We start from the raw sequence: 16764 nt of genomic DNA, 5'->3' as shown, positions 1-16764 counted from the left end.
AAACAATTGAAATTGATTCATGGATAAACAAATTACAAATCAAAAAAATAAATATACAAAAAAGGCATTGATCTTCCTTTTGATAGGAGTTGTCTTAATTTTTATAATTCTCAATTTTAGCAGAACTAAACAGGTAAACTTACCCGTAGATGAGTTAGCAATTAAAGAAGTTGTGTCTGGAGATTTTGAAGATGTGGTTTTAATCAATAGCAAAGTAGCGCCAAAAACTTCTGTATTGGTCAATGTTATACAAGGGGGCTCTGTAGCAGAAGTTTTTGTAGAAAGTGGTCGCCTTGTAAAAAAAGGTACTCCCTTGCTAAAAGTTTATAACCCTAATGCAGAGTTAAACTACCTGACACAAGAAACAGCCATGATAGAACAAATTAACAATTTGAACAGTATTAGAGTTTCAATTAAAAATCAACAACTCAATTTGGATGAACAATTATTGAGTATTGATAATTCTTTTAAAAATGCCAAACGCAAATACGTGCTAGATTCAACGTTGTATTCTAAAGGAGTGATAGCAAGAAATGATTACGATATCTCAAAACAAGAATACCATTTTCAAAAGGAGCGCAATGAGGTCATTAAAAAAAGTGCTGCACTTGAAAAAGCAGATAGTTATGTACAATTAAACAGCTTAAATGTCTCTTTAAAAAACATGCAAAAGAGTCTTGGTTTGTTAAGGAGTAATAAAGACAATTTTACCGTAAAAGCACCAATTGACGGATTCCTGTCTTCATTTAATCCACAACTAGGAAGTACCTATACTCAAGGTCAAAATATTGGAAAGATAGATGTGCTAGATGGGTATAAACTACTGGCTAAAATTGATGAATACTATATTTCTACTTTAGAAGAAGGTATAGAAGGAACTGCTTCGGTAAATGGTGTAGATCATAAAATACAGTTGACAAAAATATTTTCTGAGGTGGTTAATGGGCAATTTGAAATCGAGTTGTCTTTTAGTAATCCAGATGATTTAACAGAAGTAAAACGAGGGATGTCTTTAAGAGCCAAACTGTTCTTATCTAATAATAGCAAAGCTTTGTTATTGCCTAAGGGTTTGTTTTATCAAAGTACTAATGGAAAATGGGTCTTTGTGCTTGACAGCGATAATCACGCAGTAAAGAGAACCGTAAGAATTGGTAGAGAGAACCCATTTTATTATGAAGTACTGGAGGGCTTACAAGCTGGTGACCGAGTAATTACCTCAAGCTATGATGATTTTGATGAAATAGAAGAAATAAATATTCAATAAAAAATATATAAAGATGATTGTAATTAAAGATTTAGTAAAAACGTATAGAACCGAAGAAGTAGAAACGACTGCTCTCAATTCATTGAGTTTAGAGGTTCAAAAAGGAGAATTTGTTTCTATCATGGGAGCCTCTGGTTGTGGTAAATCAACCTTGTTAAATATTATTGGATTGTTGGATGCACCAAACTCTGGAAGTTATCAGTTTGATGGAGAAGAAGTTGCAAAGTATACTGAGAAAGAACGTTCGGGTTTGCGCAAAGCCAATATTGGTTTTGTTTTTCAGAATTTTAATTTGATTGATGAACTTAATGTGTATGAAAATGTTGAGCTACCGCTTATTTACAATAAGGTTCCTTCTAAAGAGCGCAAAGAGCGTGTGAAGCTCATTTTAGAACGGATCGGAATCGCACATCGTGCAAAACATTTTCCGTTACAACTTTCAGGTGGTCAACAACAAAGAGTTGCTGTAGCAAGGGCTTTGGTTACAAATCCAAAATTAATATTGGCCGATGAGCCTACCGGAAACCTTGATAGTAAAAGTGGGAATGAAGTAATGGAGCTACTTACAGAATTGCATCAATCAGGAGCTACTATTATCATGGTTACACACTCGTCATACGACGCCCAATTTTCAAGTAGAGTGGTCACCTTAAAAGATGGTGAAATTATCTCAGAACACAGCAATGAAAACAAGATGGACATTTTGGTTCAATAGTTTTAAGAAGAAATTAAACACACAAAAAAACACAAGAGAATGCTACAAACTTGGTTAAAAATATTTTATAGAAATAGCAAAAAAAACTGGCTCAATGTGGTCATTAATATAGTGGGGCTAACCCTTGGTTTTGCTGGTTTGTTAATGGTGATGTTGTATTTAAATGATGAACAAAGTTATAACCAGACAAACCAACATGCTGATAAGGTGTTTAGGGTAATCCATCAACTTTCTGATGGTGATGTTTGGTCTAGTAGCACAGACGTTGAGGGTACTAAGTACAAAGAAGAGATCCCAGAGGTAACAGACGTGTATTTAAACGATGGTTGGTATGGTGATTTTGTCGTAAAAACAGGATCTAAGGAGTTATATGTAACTGACATTTTGAGAGGGGCTAATAATTTTTTTGATTTTTTCCCTTTTCAGATCACCAATGGAAGCTCTGAAGCTTTTAAAAAAGCGAAAAATCATGCAGCCATTTCAGAAAAACAAGCGGTTATTTTATTTGGAAATGAACCAGCTATTGGTAAAACGATTACTTTTAATGGAAGATCTCATATAATAACAACTGTCTATAAGATTGAAGGCAAGCATTATTTTATGCCATCTATCATTATTCAGTATGATAAAGAACCAGAAGGGCACTGGGGAAATTTCTCAAAAATTTTATTTGTAAAAACAAATAAGAACACCACTTCAGAGACGCTAAAGACAAAAGGATTAGCTGTGTGGTATAAATACGCTGTATTACCTGGTGCAAAAGCTGATGGGATTACTCCAGAACAGTTTATAGAAAAACACGGAACAACCCCGGTTTTTGAACCATTAACAGAGGTACGCCTAAAAACAATTACAGACGATGCAGGGCCAGAGGGTAAAGGAAACTATCAATTGATTATTATTATGATGTCTCTGTCTGTTTTATTAATCATTATTTCTTGTGTAAATTTCATCAATTTATCCATAGCCTCTGCAACGCAAAGAGCTAAAGAAGTAGGCGTAAAGAAAACCTTGGGAATGTCTAAAGGAACCCTTACAAAAGAGTATTCCTTAGAAATTGTTTTTCAAGGAGTGATTGCCTTTATTTTTTCGTTAATACTCGTTGAGTTTATCTTGCCTTCCTTTAATGATTTTATGAAAAAGGATATTGATATTTTAAACATGACATTGTTGAGTAAAAATGCCATTGTAGCCATCGTTGTTTCGCTTTTAATTGGTGTGATTGCAGGAGTCTATCTTTCAAATTTTAAATCTGTAGAAGTATTAAAAGGAAATATTTCTAGAAGTAAAAAAGGAATTTTAGCTCGAAATATCATGTTGGGGTTTCAGTTTTTGATTTCTGGTTTTTTCTTGACGGGCTCTATCATTATTAATAACCAAGTTAATTATATGATTCATAAAGATCTAGGTTTTGAAGGAGATCAAATTGTTATGGTTTCTATGAATCAATATGATAATCGATATAAAAAATATGAATTGGCAAAAAAAGTATTGATACAGCACCCTAATATTGAGGCCATCACGAGCAATTCATTTACTATAGGTGGAGGAAGTTCAAATTCTACAAATTTTAATTATAAAGAGCTATCAATTCAAACAAATGCCAATGCCATTGATTACAATTATCTTGATGTAATGAAAATTAAGATTCTTAAGGGTAGAGGCCTAAATGAAGATTTTGCTTCTGACACCATCAAGAACATACTAATCAATGAGACACTTGCTAAAAACTTGGGTATTTATGACGATCCAATCGGAAAAAAATTGAATGCTGGTTTTGGAGATAAAGACAATGATGGTAAAAACTTGGTCATAATTGGAATGGTAAAAGATTACAATACTTTAGGTTTGGATACTAAGATTCCGCCTACTGCATTTATGCATTGGAACAGCTTTGATTGGATGAAGCAAAATTTTTGGAAAGTTCAATTCAAAATTAAACCGAACAATGTTCAAGAAACTCTAAAGTATATAGAAAGTTATTGGAAAGAAAATATAGAACAAGGCTATCCTTTTGATGCTCAGTTTTTAAATAAACGCTTTGCTAGTACGTATGTAAAGTATCAAAAACAACAAACCCTATTTTTTATATTGACCAGCATCGTTATTATTATGTCCCTTTTAGGGTTATTTGCATTGGCCAGTTTAACGATACAACAGCGTCTAAAGGAGGTTGCCATCCGAAAAACCTTAGGTGCTTCGGTAAACGAAATCATGTATCAATTGATTAAAAGTTTTTTAAAGGTGACCCTTATAGCTTCTGTAATTCTAATTCCGATATCTTATTATTTTATGCAAAATTGGTTGGATAATTTTGTGTACAGAATTGGGTTGCCAATTATACCTTTTATAATTACTCCATTGATTTTAATTCTGTTGGTTTTTGTTGTAGTGGGTCTAAAAGCGTATAAGGCCACAAAAATAAATTTGATCAAATATTTAAAATTTGAATAAGCCTTAGAGTCGTAAAATAAAAACAGCTTTTGAAGTAATTCAAAAGCTGTTTTTTTATAAACGAAATTTAAATTTGAACCTTATTTTTTGTTTACGATCCAATTTTTAGCATTGACAAAGGCTTCTAACCAAGGAGAAACTTCATCGTTTCTTCCATCAGGGTAGTTTGCCCAGTTCCATTGAAAAGTAGAACGCTCTATATGTGGCATCATTACCAAATGACGACCTGTTGCATCACACATCATTGCGGTGTTGTAATCAGATCCATTTGGGTTAGAAGGGTAGGCCTCATAACCGTATTTTGCCACGATATTGTACTGATCTTCTGGCATTGGTAAATTAAATTTACCCTCACCATGAGAAATCCACACACCTAAAGTGTTTCCTGCAAGGCTAGAGAGCATTACAGAGTTGTTTTCTTGAATTTTTACCGAGGTAAAAGCACTTTCGTGTTTTTTAGAATCATTGTGCAACATCTTACCATGAGTTTCGTGCTCAGGATTGATGAGTTCTAACTCCATCCACAATTGACAACCATTACAGATTCCAACCGATAAGGTATCATCTCTCTTAAAGAAGTTCTTTAAGGCGGTATTGGCTTTTTCATTGTATAAAAAGGCACCTGCCCATCCTTTGGCAGAACCTAAAACATCTGAGTTAGAAAAACCACCCACAGCTCCAATAAATTGAATGTCTTCTAGGGTTTCTCTTCCAGAAATTAAATCGGTCATGTGTACATCTTTTACATCAAAGCCAGCCAAATGCATTGCATTGGCCATTTCGCGCTCAGAATTACTTCCTTTTTCACGAATGATGGCAGCAAGTGGTCTTTTTCCTTGATGTATTGGAAGTTTCCCAGTAAAATGTGTTGGGAAAGTATATTGCAAAGGCTGATCTGCAAAAGTATCTCTACGTTCTTTGGCCAAGCCATTTGCGGTTTGTTTTTGATCTAATAGGTAAGAGGTTTCGTACCAGTGTGCTCTTAACGCTGCTACAGACAACTTAAAATTAGCAGCACCGTTTTTAATAGTAACCATTCCAGAGATATTGGCTTCTCCAATTTTAGCAAAAGGTACGCCTGCTTGTTTTAATACAGTCTCTACCGATGCATCAACAGCTTGAAAAACAATTCCTGCATTTTCTGCAAACAATAGTTTTATGCTGTCTGCTTCTTGAAGCTCAGATAAATCATAGCTTGCACCTAAGTTGTTTTCTGCAAAACACAGTTCTAATAAGGTGGTGATTAAACCACCAGAAGCGACATCATGTCCAGCAATAATGGCATTCGACTTGATGAGTTTTTGAACAGTATCAAAGGCTGTTTTAAACAATTGATTGTTGGTGATGCTTGGAGCATCTGTACCCACTTTATTGAGGATTTGTGCAAAAGAACTACCGCCTAATTGATAGCTGTCTTGAGAAAAATTAATATAATAGATAGCGCCACCTTGAGGTTTTAAGACAGGTTCTACTACCTTTTTAATATCCGTACAATTTGCTACCGCAGAAATGATGACAGTTCCAGGAGAAAGTACTTCTTGGTCTTTGTATTTTTGTTTCATTGATAAAGAATCTTTCCCTGTTGGGACATTGATTTCTAAATCAATAGCAAATTCTGAAATGGCTTGTACTGCTTCATACAAACGAGCATCTTCACCTTCATTTTTACAAGGCCACATCCAGTTTGCAGAAAGTGAAACACCTTTTAAATTGTCTTTTAAGGGTGCCCAAATAAGATTGGTTAAGGCTTCTGCTATAGAATTTTTAGATCCTGCAGTAGGGTTGATCAAACCAGAGATAGGAGAGTGACCAATAGAGGTTGCAATTCCTTCTTTTCCTTGATAATCAAGAGCCATCACACCTACATTATTTAAAGGGATTTGCAAGGCTCCAACACATTGTTGTTTGGCAACCTTACCACCTACACAACGGTCTACTTTGTTGGTAAGCCAGTCTTTACAAGCCACAGCTTCTAACTGTAACACTTGTTTTAGGTAGCTTTCAAACTCAGCGCTGTTATAAGCAACATCTTCATAGGTTCTTTTAACGCTTTTGTCTGTAATGATGGTTTTTGGAGAGCTTCCAAACATATCATTTAGGTCTAAATCCATTGGTTTCTCTCCAGTGGTTTTAGATTTAAAAGTAAAGCGATGATCGTTGGTTACTTCACCAACGGTGTACATTGGAGAGCGTTCTCTTTCTGCAATTTTTTGCAGTGTATCTACGTTTTCTTTACCAATGACCAAGCCCATACGTTCTTGAGATTCGTTTCCGATAATTTCTTTTGCTGACAGGGTTGGATCTCCAACAGGTAAAGCGTCTAAATCAATTAGACCTCCAGTTTCTTCAACCAACTCTGATAGACAGTTTAAATGTCCGCCAGCACCGTGATCATGAATAGAAACGATGGTGTTTTGCTCGCTTTCTATCATACCTCTAATGGCATTGGCAGCACGTTTTTGCATTTCTGGATTCGATCGTTGGATGGCGTTGAGTTCTATTCCCGAAGCAAAGGCTCCAGTATCTGCAGATGAAACTGCAGCTCCACCCATACCGATTCTATAATTGTCTCCACCTAGGATGACAATTTTATCACCTTTCTGAGGCGTGTCTTTTAATGCTTGATCAGCCTTTCCATAACCGATACCACCAGCTTGCATGATTACTTTATCAAAACCGAGCTTTCTGGCGTGTTCTTCGTGTTCAAAAGTAAGGACAGAACCACAAATTAAAGGTTGACCAAACTTGTTTCCAAAATCAGAAGCACCATTGGATGCTTTGATTAAAATATCCATAGGAGTTTGGTATAACCAAGCTCTTTCATCCATGGCGTTTTCCCAAGGTCTTTGTTCGTTTAAACGCGAGTAAGAGGTCATGTATACTGCTGTTCCAGCCAGCGGCAAAGAACCTTTTCCTCCAGCCAAACGATCTCTTATCTCACCTCCAGAACCTGTTGCAGCTCCGTTAAATGGCTCTACAGTAGTAGGGAAGTTGTGCGTTTCTGCTTTTAAAGAGATGACTGATTGGTAATCTTTAATCTCGTAAAAATCAGGTTTGTCTGCTGTTTTAGGAGCAAACTGCTGCACTTTAGGTCCTTTTACAAAGGCTACATTGTCTTTGTAAGCAGAAACGATGTCATTTGGATGTGCTTCAGAAGTGTTTCTAATTAATTTAAATAAAGAAACAGGCTTTTCATCTCCATCAATAACAAAGGTTCCGTTAAATATTTTATGACGACAGTGTTCTGAGTTTACTTGGCTAAAACCAAATACTTCAGAATCGGTTAATTTTCTATCTATTTTTTTTGCTAGGTTTTCTAAGTAGTCAACTTCTTCATCACTTAAAGACAAACCTTCTTGAAGATTATAGGCAGCGATGTCATCAATCTCTAAAACAGCTTCTGGCTTAACATCTACCTTAAACATTTCTTGATTTAGCTGATTAAATTTTTGATCAATCATAGGATCAAAATCGGTAAAATCTGCTAAACAGCTTCTAAATTCTTCGATCCGCAAGATGCCTTCTATACCCATATTCTGAGTGATTTCTACGGCATTGGTACTCCAAGGAGTAATCATTGCGGCACGAGGTCCAATAAAAAAAGCGTCAAGTGACGCCGTAGTTAGTTTAGATTGATTGCCAAATAACCAGTTTAATTTGCTGATATCTGTAGCCGATAATTCTTTTACTGTTTGAACTGCAAAAACTTTGCTGTTTTGGTTTCCAAAGAAATGAATCATTTATTCTGAGTTTGTATGTTGTGTTGAAAATGCAAATTTACTTTTTTCTATTGAATTATATCGACTAAAAGAAGCGCAAAATTTTAAAAATCTAGTTGTTTTTAATCAATTTTTCATGTGTTATTGCATTGGTAGAAATAATTTTAAGCAGATAGACCCCAGAGGGTAAAACACCCAAATCAATAGTTCTTGTCGGATTTTCTATGGTTCTAACAAGTTTTGAGCTCATTGAGTAAATCTCTATTTTGGTAAGTTTCCCTTGTTTTGATTGTTGTAAGTGTAGATTATTTCCTCTAAGTGGATTGGGATACACACTAAATTGAACGAGCTTTTCTGTCGATACTCTTAAGGCAGTATACAGCCCCCAAACATCTTGAGCAGCAGGCCCTCCCCATATTCTGGTAGCCAAATATGGATTGTCAATAAAAGGATTTCTATTTCCTTGAGCGTAGGTATTGCTGGTGTTTTGATGATAGTCGTTGCGGGTTTTTTCGAGCTCAGAAACAGGGTCTTCTGCATTCCATTGTAGAAACAAATCAAGCATGGCATCAGGGGTGTTGCTTGAGCTTCCAAAACCAACTGCCGTTGGCAAACATTGATCTCCATACCGCAGGTACATATACATGATAATCCTGGCCACATCACCTTTCCATTGATCTCCTGGGAACCAGCCATTAGTAACAGCTTTTGAGGCTGTTCCAGATCCTGGAGCAAATACAGCATTGCTTCTTTCTGCGTTGCGCTGTTTGTCTGCAGGTCTTAGATTGTGTGCATCAGTTCCTGCCCCAGGTTGGCTAGTAGAAAGTTTTGGGCTGGCTAGTGATTTTGGAAAGACATGCTCGCGATTCCAAACAAACAACTGATTGTTTCCGCTATCTCTAAAGCCTTTGTCTCTTGATAGATCATTGGTAATTTCCAAATCAGTTCCGTTCTCCCATCCGTAGATAAGTGTTACGTTATTGGGTATAGAAGGGTACAAATCGGTAGCTTTAGAAGCTTCCCAGACTCCTGGAGTGTACCTTAGCGTATGGGTGTGTGTCGAGATGATTTTTACAGCCAAAGCTTGCTTTAGTGCAAGGCCAGAGGCTGTTAAATCTACATCTTTATAATAAGCTTGTTGAGCATTAATAAGGGCTATTCCCCAGATAAGAAAATATCCAAAAAACAGTTTCTTAAGCATCAATTTAGGTTTAGTTTTTTTCAAGCAAAGCCATATAGAATCCATCATAACCAGAAACTGAAGCTAGTTTTTTTTGATCTTTAACCAGCTTAAATCCTTTTCCTGCCTCAGAAGCTAAAAATAAAGCTACTTGCTCTTGGTTTTCTGAAGGCAATACAGAACAGGTTGCATAGACCATTTTTCCACCAACTTTTAACATTTTAGAGTAGCTCTGTAAAATCTCTTGTTGTGTTTCTTTAATTCGGTCTATAAATTCTGGTTGTAATTTCCATTTAGAATCAGGGTTTCTTCTTAAAACTCCTAAACCAGAACAAGGTGCATCTATAAGCACGCGATCTGCTTTTCCGTGTAATTTTTTTATGGCCTTGGTAGAGTCAATCACACGCATGTCTATGTTATGAGCTTTGTTTCTCTTGGCTCTAACTTTTAATTTTCTCAATTTACTTTCGTAAATGTCCATGGCAATAATTTGACCTTTGTTTTGCATCAAAGCAGACAAGTGTAAGGTTTTTCCACCAGCACCTGCACAGGTGTCAACTACTTTCATCCCTGGTTCTACATCCAAATAGGCTGCCACCAATTGTGAAGAGGCATCTTGTACTTCAAAATGACCATTTTTAAAGGCATCTGTTTGAAACACGTTGGCGCGTTCTACTAATTTTATAGCATCAGGGTGGTTAGGTAGGGTTACCGTTTCTATATTGTCCTTAGCTAATTCTGCTTGTAATTGTTCTTTGGTGTTGGTTAAGGTGTTTACTCTTAAAATGACTTCCGCAGGAATGTTTAGAGCATGCAGCTCTTTGGTCCAAAGGGCTTCGCCCAATTCTTTGGCACACAATTCATCCATCCAATCTGGAATAGACTCTTTAAATTTTCTGATTTTAGACAGTTCATCAAAACGTCCTTTGATTCTTCGAGCAGGAGTTGGCTCTATTTGGTTCCAATCAGGTAATGGAATTCCTTTTAAAACACACCAAACCGAAAAGATTCGCCATAAATTAGGTCTGTCAAAAGGCTCTTTAACCTCTGCAATCTCTGCATAGAGACGTTTCCAACGAATAATTTCATAAATGGTTTCGGCCACAAATTTACGGTCTCTGCTTCCCCAACGTTTATCTCTTTTTAAAGCTTTTTCTACTGCTTTTCCTGCATATTCTCCCTCATTAAAAACATCGCGAATGCTGTCTATGACTGCATATGTTAAGTTTCTGTGTAACCTCATTTCTTTATTAATTTTATTCGTGTGCAAAGGTAAGAATAAACCTACAGCTATAATTTACTTTTTGATTTTTTATTCACGGCTCTTTTTTTCGAGCAAATTATGTATTTTCGTGGTTCCTAGCAGATAAATACCCGTGAACAACTTACAGCACCCAGTTTCATACATTACAGGAATGACCACCAACAGAGCTTCTTTGTTGTTGCAAGAATTGGGTGTAAGAACCTGTAATGATTTTCTGCATTTGTTCCCATTTCGATATATAGACAAAACAACTTTTTATAAAATAAATCAGCTGCAAAACAGTCAGGCTGAAGTTCAGGTGATCGGCAAAATTACTCAAATAAAAACGGTAAAACAGCAACGAGGAAGTCGATTGGTGGCTACTTTTATCGATGAAACTGGAACCATGGAACTGGTTTGGTTTAAAGGAGTAAAGTGGATTAAAGATTCCTTAAAAATAAACACGCCCTATGTGGTGTACGGAAAATTGAACAGCTATAACAACAGTTTTTCAATTGCGCATCCAGAGATGGAATTGCTGACCGCCCATCAAAAGAAAATCCACTCGAGCATGCAGCCTGTGTATCCATCCACAGAGACCTTAACCAATAAAGGCTTTAGCAATAAGGTGTATAGAACACTCATGCAAAACCTATTTGTGCAAATAAACGGGCGTTTTGAAGAAACACTGCCTAACTCACTTTTGCAATCAGAACAATTGATTTCTAAAAGAGAGGCCATGCTCAATATTCATTTCCCAAAAAGTCAGGAGCTGTTGGCCAAAGCACATACCCGTTTAAAGTTTGAAGAGTTGTTTTTTATTCAACTGCAATTGCTTCGCAAAAAACTGATTCGTCAATCCAAGTTTAAGGGCTTTGTTTTTGAAAATGTAGGAACACATTTTAATAATTTTTACAAGGAGCATTTGCCTTTTGATTTGACCAATGCTCAGAAAAGAGTTTTAAAAGAAATCAGAAAAGATGTGGCCTCAGGAGTACATATGAATCGCTTGTTACAAGGAGATGTTGGCTCCGGAAAGACTATCGTAGCCTTGCTAAGCATGCTTTTGGCGATAGACAACGGTTTTCAGGCAGCATTGATTGCTCCTACAGAGATATTGGCAACTCAGCATTACAATGCCCTAGCAGAAATGGTGACACCCTTGGGTTTGTCTATTTCTTTATTAACAGGGTCTGTAAAAGCAAAACAAAGACGTATTATCCATCAACAGCTAGAAGAAGGAAGCTTGCATATATTAGTAGGAACTCATGCCTTGCTAGAAGACAAAGTTCAGTTTCAGAATTTAGGAATCGCTATTATTGATGAACAGCACCGATTTGGGGTGGCACAACGTTCTAAAATGTGGCAAAAAGGAAACGTAGCTTTAAAATTACCGCCACATATTTTGGTGATGACCGCAACACCGATTCCAAGAACCTTGGCGATGTCTTTGTATGGTGATTTGGATATTTCTGTGATTGATGAATTGCCTCCAGGTAGAAAAGAAGTTAAAACAGTACATCGCTATGACAGCAATCGATTGGCTGTATTTAAGTTTTTAAAAGACGAAATAGCCAAGGGAAGGCAAGTCTATGTGGTGTATCCGCTTATTCAAGAATCTGCTGCCATGGATTATAAAGATTTGATGGACGGTTATGAAAGTATCTCAAGAGATTTTCCACAACCACAGTATCAAATTAGCATCGTTCACGGAAAAATGAAACCCGAAGACAAGGAGTATGAAATGCAACGCTTTGTAAAAGGGGAGACCCACATTATGGTAGCGACAACCGTAATAGAAGTTGGAGTTAATGTACCCAATGCCTCGGTAATGGTGGTAGAGAGTTCAGAGCGTTTTGGATTGAGTCAATTGCATCAGTTGCGTGGTCGGGTTGGTCGTGGAGCCGATCAAAGTTTTTGTATTCTAATGACTGACTTTAAACTATCTGATGATGCCAAAATACGTTTAAAAACCATGGTGGATACCTCGGATGGTTTTCAGATTGCCGAAGTGGATTTAAAATTAAGAGGACCAGGGAACTTAATGGGCACTCAGCAGAGTGGCGTAGTAAACCTAAAAATTGCTGATTTGGTAAAAGATACTGCCATATTAACCAAAGCACGTAACATGGCGATGGCTATTTTACAAGACGACGCAGACCTTTCGAAACCAGAAAATTCTTTGCTAAAGAAAACCTATACTGAGCTGCAAAAAAGACAGGGCTTGTGGGCAAATATTAGTTAGCAGCACCAAGCCAAACATCGGCATGTTTTTCTGAATAATAGGTGGTAGTTTTACCATTGTTGTCGGTAAATTTTGAAATCCGTGTTTTTGGATCTTTCATGATTTTTTCAATCATTTTTTTATTGTCAACATAGTCTTGAAATGAATAGAACTCATCAGGGTCTCCAATATCATCAAGGGTGTAGTGGTTTTCATTATAACGGTATTCCCATTGCAATCCCAGAGCATCAGATGGAAAGGGTTTGTTTTCTTTGGGCTTATGAAAGGTGGTTTCATAAAAATCTAAACAGGATCCTAAAGCGCAGACTACTTGAGAATTTGAGACATCATTGTCATAAAACCAGATGCGTAAATAATAAGGTTCATTAAGCTTATCTAATTGTTGTTTCCAATGATCGTGAATCGCTAACAGGCCAGCAATTATTTTCTTTCTCGTTTTTCCTTTGGGTGGCGCAAAAACACTATTTAAAACAGGGATGTTGCCATAAGGTTGTATCCAGACTTTTACATAATCTCTTTGGTTACTTTTTACATACTCCAGATCTAACTGCTTGCTATTTTGCACCCAATTATCAATGGCTTTCCATATGCGTTTGTGTCCTCTAATTTTTTTAGTTCGATTCATCTGTAAAATAAGTTAATTGCCATGCTTGCGTTTTTTGCGCTTGTTTGCTGGTTGGTTTGTCCCAAGCAGGGTAGACTCTAAAACCTCTTTTCCCGTCTTTCTTTTCTGTGGATACTATGCCTTTATTGATTAAAACCTCTTTTGGGAATTTAAAAAAGCCGCGGTTATTTTTAGTGATAGCTTTGATGATAAAGAACTCAAAATCATCAGTTTGTTTGTGAGGCTCTGTAATGCCGTTTTTGTTTCGCTTCCAGCAAGTTACAAACTGTCCAATTTTTTTGGGAGTCCTTTTAGCGGTTCTTTCAATGATTTTGATCCCATTAATTTTATAAGAACAAGCCTTGTATTCCTTGCTTTCTATTTCTTGTTGATAGTCAGAAACAATTTCTTTCATCTTACAAATAAACACTTTTTTAAAAAGTTACACCAAGCGATTGCTGTTAAATTCTTCTTCTGAATTCTGTTTCTTATGTAGGTAAATTTGTGTAGTTTTGAAATCAAGATGTCATTTAGAAATGAGTTTATAAAAAGATTGAGAGATCTCTTAAAACAATGAGATTTTTGGTAATACTCAACATGACAATTTACATTAAAACAAAAGCCTTATTCATTTTATAGACGTCATATTGCCCATTCCGATTAAGCAAACCTTTACCTATGCGGTAACGGAGGCAGAAGCTGCTTTTATAAAGAGAGGAATGCGCGTGGCTGTTTCTTTTGGGAAAACCAAGATGTACACTGCCTTGGTTTACGCCATACATCAAGAGGCGCCTAGCTTGTACGAAGCCAAAGAGATCAATCAAATTTTAGATGAAACTCCAATTGTTACCGAGCGACAGTTAGCGCATTGGGAGTGGATCTCAAACTATTATATGTGTGCGCTGGGCGATGTGTATCGCGCTGCACTGCCTTCTGCATTTTTATTAGAAAGTGAAACAGTGGTGTATGCCAATGCAGCTTTTGCAGATGAAAGTGTCTTGACCGATGAAGAGTTTTTAATTTACGAGGCCTTACAGCATCAATCACAGTTAACCATACATCAAGTTGCTGATATCTTAGGTAAGAAAAAGGTGCTGCCTGTCATTTCTGAAATGCTTCAAAAAGAAGTGCTGATTGTAAAAGAAGAAATCTACGAACAGTATGTGCCTAAGATGGTAAAATACCTTCGTATTCAGCAGCAATATGCATCAGATACAGGATTGGAAGCTCTTTTGGTAAGTTTGAGTAGAGCGCAAAAACAACGAGAAGCCGTTTTGGGTTATTTTCAGTTGGCGAGTACTAAAAAACCTATCAAAGTAAAAGCACTTGAAGAAAGTGCAGGAGTGTCATCGGCAGTGATAAAGGCGCTAGTAGAAAAAGGTGTTTTTGAATTGTATGAAATTCAAACCGACCGCATTCAGTTTGACGGGAGCACGCAAGCACTTAAGGAGCTTAACTCATATCAAGAAGTTGCCTTAGAAGAGATTGAAGCTTCATTTAAAGAAAAAGAGATTGTTTTATTACACGGGATTACGAGTTCTGGAAAAACAGAAGTCTATACCAAATTAATAGAAAAGGTATTGGAAACTGGCAAGCAGGTCTTGTTTTTGCTTCCAGAAATTGCCTTGACCACTCAGATTATAAGCCGTTTAGAAAGGTATTTTGGCGATAAAATTTCTGTCTTTCACTCTAAGTACTCAATGAACGAGCGGGTAGAGGTATGGATGAATGTATTGCAGCAAAAACCGAAGGCACAAATTATTTTAGGAGCCCGTTCATCAGTGCTCTTGCCCTTTTCAAATTTAGGATTGATTGTTGTTGATGAAGAACACGAGACTTCTTACAAGCAGTTTGAACCTGCTCCCAGATACCACGCTAGAGATACTGCCATGGTATTGGCACATTTGCATCAGGCAAAAACCGTGCTGGGATCTGCCACTCCTTCATTAGAAAGTTTTTATAATACCGAGCAGCAAAAATACGGTTTGGTGAGTCTCAACAGGCGTTTTGGAAATGTTCAGTTGCCTAAGATGGAGCTGATCGACATTAAAGAGAAGCATCGGAAAAAACAAATGAAAGGTCATTTTTCTGATCGGTTATTGGCTTTGATTACAGAAGCATTGGAGGCAAAAGAGCAGGTGATCTTGTTTCAGAACCGAAGAGGTTTTTCTCCAGTAGTGGAGTGTACTACCTGTGGTGTGGCTCCTCAATGTCCAAATTGCGACGTGAGTCTAACCTATCATAAATTTAAGAATGAACTGCGTTGTCATTATTGCAATTACCAACGTGCCATGCCGCATAATTGCGCCGCTTGTGGAAGCAATAGTTTAGATACCAAAGGTTTTGGTACTGAGCAATTAGAGTTAGAACTAAAAGCCTTGTATCCAGATCATCAAATAGGTAGAATGGATTTAGATACCACGCGAGGGAAGCACGGTTATCAAAAAATCATCAGTGCATTTGAAAGTAGAGAAATTGATATTTTAGTAGGGACTCAGATGCTTTCTAAAGGATTGGATTTTGACAATGTGTCTTTGGTGGGTATTTTGAATGCCGACACCCTGCTTAACTTCCCTGATTTTAGAGCCCATGAACGCAGTTATCAAATGCTGGTTCAGGTAGCTGGACGTGCTGGGAGGTCTAAAAAACAAGGAAACGTAGCCATACAAACTTTTAATCCGTACCATCAAATATTACAGCAGGTAACCACCACAGATTATACTGCCATGTATAAAGAGCAATTGCAAGAGCGTTGGCAGTATCAGTATCCGCCTTACCATCGCTTGATTAAATTTACCTTAAAGCACAAGGATTATCAAAAGGTAGATATGGGTGTTCAATGGTTGGCTAAGGCCTTAGAAGCTGTGTATGGTGATCAGGTTTTAGGACCAACAGCACCAGTGGTGTCTAGAGTTCGAAACCAGTTTATCAAACAGCTTACTCTTAAGATTAAGCCCAATCAATCTTTAAAAGCGACCAAACAACAAATAGAAAAAATTCAGAACACCTTTTTTTCAGTTGCTGCCTTTAGACCTATCAGATTGATTATTGATGTGGATGCGCAGTAGTTTTGAGAGAAAAGAGAAAAGAGAAAAGGGAGAAGAGAGAAGAGAGAAGAGAGAAGAGAGAAGAGAGAAGAGAGAAGAGAGAAGAGAGAAGAGAGAAGAGAGAAGAGAGCATTCTGTTGGTGCTTTGTTTTTTGGGGTTTCTTTTGGCGTTAAAATGACTGATTGTGGTTCTTACCAGTGCTTTTTTTTAAAAAAAACTATTTTTTTTAATACATCAGGCAACCCTTTTAAAACATTTGTAGTCTATATATTTGTAAGGCATTAAAACCAAA

General features: G+C 36.9%; 11 protein-coding genes. 6 read left to right on the top strand and 5 right to left on the bottom strand.

From position 1 onward, the window contains the following. Positions 1-19 precede the first annotated feature (19 nt). The 3 genes from WHC90_RS02610 to WHC90_RS02600 are packed head-to-tail and all read left to right on the top strand — an operon-like array spanning position 20 to position 4433. Positions 20-1264, top strand: a complete 1245-nt coding sequence (locus WHC90_RS02610) for an efflux RND transporter periplasmic adaptor subunit (protein ID WP_188599551.1) — start codon at positions 20-22, stop codon at positions 1262-1264. 13 nt (positions 1265-1277) lie between these two features. Continuing rightward, a complete protein-coding gene (locus tag WHC90_RS02605; RefSeq protein ID WP_188599552.1) occupies positions 1278-1979 on the top strand; it encodes an ABC transporter ATP-binding protein in 702 nt (233 codons plus the stop codon). Positions 1980-2018: 39 nt separating this feature from the next. After that, complete coding sequence (locus WHC90_RS02600) at positions 2019-4433, top strand: ABC transporter permease (protein WP_188599553.1); 2415 nt, start codon at positions 2019-2021, stop codon at positions 4431-4433. 80 nt (positions 4434-4513) lie between these two features. Here WHC90_RS02600 and purL read toward each other — a convergent pair whose 3' ends face one another. From purL to WHC90_RS02585, 3 genes are all read right to left on the bottom strand, one after another. Further along, positions 4514-8173: a phosphoribosylformylglycinamidine synthase gene (purL, locus tag WHC90_RS02595; protein WP_188599554.1), complete on the bottom strand. Its 3660-nt coding sequence runs from the start codon at positions 8171-8173 to the stop codon at positions 4514-4516. Between the two features lie 91 nt (positions 8174-8264). Beyond that, on the bottom strand, positions 8265-9353 hold the full coding sequence (locus WHC90_RS02590; protein WP_188599555.1) for an endonuclease: 1089 nt from the start codon (positions 9351-9353) through the stop codon (positions 8265-8267). A 10-nt stretch (positions 9354-9363) separates the two neighbouring features. Continuing rightward, positions 9364-10575: an RsmB/NOP family class I SAM-dependent RNA methyltransferase gene (locus WHC90_RS02585; protein WP_188599556.1), complete on the bottom strand. Its 1212-nt coding sequence runs from the start codon at positions 10573-10575 to the stop codon at positions 9364-9366. Positions 10576-10702: 127 nt separating this feature from the next. Here WHC90_RS02585 and recG point away from each other — a divergent pair, with 127 nt between their 5' ends. Further along, complete coding sequence (gene recG, locus WHC90_RS02580; RefSeq protein ID WP_188599593.1) at positions 10703-12820, top strand: ATP-dependent DNA helicase RecG; 2118 nt, start codon at positions 10703-10705, stop codon at positions 12818-12820. Here recG and WHC90_RS02575 read toward each other — a convergent pair. Both WHC90_RS02575 and WHC90_RS02570 read right to left on the bottom strand, forming a co-directional pair. Then, positions 12813-13445, bottom strand: coding sequence for a hypothetical protein (locus WHC90_RS02575; protein WP_188599557.1), 633 nt, complete (start codon positions 13443-13445; stop codon positions 12813-12815). The two genes, recG and WHC90_RS02575, sit on opposite strands and share 8 nt — an antisense overlap. Next, on the bottom strand, positions 13432-13839 hold the full coding sequence (locus tag WHC90_RS02570; RefSeq protein ID WP_188599558.1) for a MepB family protein: 408 nt from the start codon (positions 13837-13839) through the stop codon (positions 13432-13434). Before WHC90_RS02570 ends, WHC90_RS02575 begins: the two co-directional genes overlap by 14 nt. Positions 13840-14071: 232 nt before the next feature. Here WHC90_RS02570 and priA point away from each other — a divergent pair, with 232 nt between their 5' ends. Both priA and WHC90_RS02560 read left to right on the top strand, forming a co-directional pair. After that, positions 14072-16492 (top strand): replication restart helicase PriA, encoded by a 2421-nt coding sequence (gene priA, locus WHC90_RS02565; RefSeq protein WP_188599559.1) that lies wholly within the window; start codon positions 14072-14074, stop codon positions 16490-16492. Beyond that, positions 16482-16757: a hypothetical protein gene (locus WHC90_RS02560; RefSeq protein WP_229664955.1), complete on the top strand. Its 276-nt coding sequence runs from the start codon at positions 16482-16484 to the stop codon at positions 16755-16757. The genes priA and WHC90_RS02560 overlap by 11 nt, the downstream gene beginning before the upstream one ends. The last annotated feature ends 7 nt before the right edge of the window (positions 16758-16764 follow it).

The sequence above is a fragment of the Polaribacter pacificus genome (genome assembly GCF_038024035.1).
GTDB classification, from domain to species: Bacteria; Bacteroidota; Bacteroidia; order Flavobacteriales; family Flavobacteriaceae; genus Polaribacter; species Polaribacter pacificus.
This window is presented reverse-complemented; position numbering and strand designations above follow the sequence as displayed.

Excerpts from the sequence above, each read along its gene's own strand:
- WHC90_RS02585 (WP_188599556.1), bottom strand. The coding sequence starts at position 10,575 with ATGAGGTTACACAGAAACTTAACATATGCAGTCATAGACAGCATTCGC.
- WHC90_RS02600 (WP_188599553.1), top strand. The coding sequence starts at position 2,019 with ATGCTACAAACTTGGTTAAAAATATTTTATAGAAATAGCAAAAAAAAC.
- WHC90_RS02590 (WP_188599555.1), bottom strand. The coding sequence starts at position 9,353 with ATGCTTAAGAAACTGTTTTTTGGATATTTTCTTATCTGGGGAATAGCC.
- WHC90_RS02610 (WP_188599551.1), top strand. The coding sequence starts at position 20 with ATGGATAAACAAATTACAAATCAAAAAAATAAATATACAAAAAAGGCA.
- purL (WP_188599554.1), bottom strand. The coding sequence starts at position 8,173 with ATGATTCATTTCTTTGGAAACCAAAACAGCAAAGTTTTTGCAGTTCAA.
- WHC90_RS02605 (WP_188599552.1), top strand. The coding sequence starts at position 1,278 with ATGATTGTAATTAAAGATTTAGTAAAAACGTATAGAACCGAAGAAGTA.
- WHC90_RS02560 (WP_229664955.1), top strand. The coding sequence starts at position 16,482 with ATGCGCAGTAGTTTTGAGAGAAAAGAGAAAAGAGAAAAGGGAGAAGAG.
- WHC90_RS02575 (WP_188599557.1), bottom strand. The coding sequence starts at position 13,445 with ATGAATCGAACTAAAAAAATTAGAGGACACAAACGCATATGGAAAGCC.
- WHC90_RS02570 (WP_188599558.1), bottom strand. The coding sequence starts at position 13,839 with ATGAAAGAAATTGTTTCTGACTATCAACAAGAAATAGAAAGCAAGGAA.